The organism is Mesorhizobium sp. M7A.F.Ca.AU.001.01.1.1, from assembly GCF_004022735.1.
In the GTDB taxonomy this organism is placed as follows: Bacteria; Pseudomonadota; Alphaproteobacteria; order Rhizobiales; family Rhizobiaceae; genus Mesorhizobium; species Mesorhizobium ciceri.
Window position 1 is genome coordinate 1 of the sequence record NZ_RZPF01000909.1, and the last position, 2,222, is coordinate 2,222.

Consider the following 2,222-nt stretch of genomic DNA (forward strand, 5'->3'; position numbering starts at 1 on the left):
GGATGAGATCGCCAGGCTGGCGGTCGCACAGGACGTCCACATCGTCGGCGCCTCGTCGCTGGCGGCGGGACATTTGACGCTGATCCCGGAACTGCGCGACGCGCTTAAAAAGCTCGGCCGCGGCGACATGCTGATCGTCGCCGGCGGCGTCATCCCACCGCAGGACTATGACGCGGTGCGGCAAGCCGGCGCTGCGGAAATCTTCCCGCCGGGCACAGTCATTCCAGAGGCAGCGGATCGCCTGCTGGACCGCCTGCTGGCCACGGACTAGGACTGCTGCATCTCTGAAAAGGTTGTGCTAGACTGACACTGCAACCAAGGTGCGGTAACCGTGAAGACGACCATCCACAAGCTCGACGACGGATCAGATGCCCTGATCTTGCCACGGGAATGCTGGACAGCTTGAATCTGCAATCGGGCGATCAGCTCCAGATCATCGAAACTGATCACGGCATCATTTTAAGACCGGTGGCCGACAGGTTCGAACGGCAGATGAAGGCCGCGCGCGAGGTCATGGACAAATATCGGGTCGGGCTTCAGAAACTCGCCAAATGACGCGCCAATCAGTGCGGCGGATTTGAGACGTCCTAGCTCTCGGAGAGCTTGACGATTTCCCATTCCTTGCCGTTGACGCTGGCCAAGTCGCCGATCTTCTTGCCGAACAGGGCGACAGCCATTGGCGAAACATGCGAAATGCTGCCCTTGGTGGGATCAGCCTCGTCCTCGCCGACGATCTTCCAATGCACCTTCTTGCCGTCATCGCTCTCGATCGTGACGCCCATGCCGAAGCGCACAACGTCACTGCCCGGCTCCGGCACCGAGAGTTCGGCGCTTTCGCGCCGGGCGGTCCAGTAACGCAGATCGCGCGACACGACCGCTATGCGCTCGCGGTCGGCTTTGCGTTCGGCCTTCGCCAGTATGTCGCGCAGATCGGCCAGATTTTCCTCGATCTGCGCCAGGCCGCGTTCCGTCACCAGATTGCGATGCTGGCTGACCGGCCGCTCACCGACACCGGCGATGGCATTTTCGCTGTCTTCCTCGCGGGTGAAAGCTCTGCTCATTTCCTGAACTTAGGCCCGCAGAGGCTGCTCGACAAGCCATTGTCGTTTCCGTCCAGAGGAGAGGCAAACCGTCTGGCACGATTCCTGCGACGCCAAGGTTGAACGCTGGGATTCTGTGCCGATGTTGAACAGACGAACGCTGCTGACTGGAACCGCCGGCTTTGCCGTCATGGGCCTTGCGCTCGGCAAGGCGGTAGCCGCAAGCTTGAGCGGCATCGAGAAAGCCTCGATGCGCGGCTCGATCAATGCCACCGAACTCGGCGTGCAGCCCGGCACATCAGACGATCAGAGCAAGGCCTTCGCCAAACTGCTGCGTGACGCAAACAGCCGCGACATGCCGGTGTTCCTGCCGCCCGGCACCTATGTCGTCTCCAATCTTTCGCTGCCCGGCCGCGTACGTCTTTCCGGCGTGCCGGGCGCGACGCGCATCGTTTACGGCGGTGACGGCCACCTGTTCATGGCCGAACAGGCCGACCATATCGAACTTAGCGGACTGGTCTTCGATGGTGCGAACCGTGCGATGGGCGATTACACGCAAGGGCTGCTCGATCTTCGCCGTGTCGCGCACCTCGCCATCGACAATTGCCAGATCACCGGCAGCGGCAAGAACGGGCTGGCGCTGGAACACGCGATCGGCCGGATCGAGCGCTGTGAGATATCGGGCGCCGCCGATGCCGGCATCTATTCGGTCGAAGCCGGCGGGCTGGCCATCACGGGCAACACCGTTTCCGACTGCGCCAATGGCGGCATCCTCGTACACCGCTGGCAGGTGGCCGAAGACGGCACCATGGTCACCGGCAACCGCGTCCAAGGGATCCAGGCACGCAGCGGCGGAACCGGGCAGAACGGCAACGGCATCAATGCCTTTCGCGCCGGCAATGTCGTCATCTCGGGCAACATCGTCTCGGACTGCGCCTTCTCGGCCATCCGCGCCAACAGCGCCAGCAACCTGCAGATATCGGGCAACACCTGCTCGCGCTCTGGCGAAACGGCGATCTATTCCGAGTTCTCGTTCGAAGGCGCCATCATCAGCAACAACATCGTCGACGGCGCCGCCAACGGCATCTCGATCGTCAATTTCAACGAAGGCGGCCGCATGGGCGTCTGTTCCGGCAACATCGTGCGCAATCTGTCGACCAGCGGCCCCTACCCCGCCGACTC

At 62.5% G+C, this 2,222-nt stretch carries 3 protein-coding genes and 1 pseudogene; 3 read left to right on the plus strand and 1 reads right to left on the minus strand.

Going from position 1 to position 2,222, the window contains the following annotated elements; all coding sequences use genetic code 11:
- Both EN884_RS33795 and EN884_RS33800 read left to right on the plus strand, forming a co-directional pair.
- Positions 1 to 271 (plus strand): annotated as a pseudogene (locus tag EN884_RS33795) (methylmalonyl-CoA mutase); the annotation flags it as partial.
- A 119-nt stretch (positions 272 to 390) separates the two neighbouring features.
- A complete protein-coding gene (locus EN884_RS33800) occupies positions 391 to 555 on the plus strand; it encodes an AbrB/MazE/SpoVT family DNA-binding domain-containing protein (protein ID WP_245459565.1) in 165 nt (54 codons plus the stop codon).
- A 32-nt stretch (positions 556 to 587) separates the two neighbouring features.
- On the opposite strand, the gene greA is transcribed toward EN884_RS33800, so the two are convergent.
- The gene (gene greA / locus EN884_RS33805; RefSeq protein ID WP_013532674.1) at positions 588 to 1,061 is read right to left on the minus strand and encodes a transcription elongation factor GreA; all 474 of its coding nucleotides are present in this window, start codon (positions 1,059 to 1,061) and stop codon (positions 588 to 590) included.
- A gap of 121 nt (positions 1,062 to 1,182) precedes the next feature.
- Here greA and EN884_RS33810 point away from each other — a divergent pair.
- A partial coding sequence (locus EN884_RS33810; RefSeq protein WP_128361034.1) for a TIGR03808 family TAT-translocated repetitive protein occupies positions 1,183 to 2,222 on the plus strand: 1,040 nt, incomplete at its 3' end.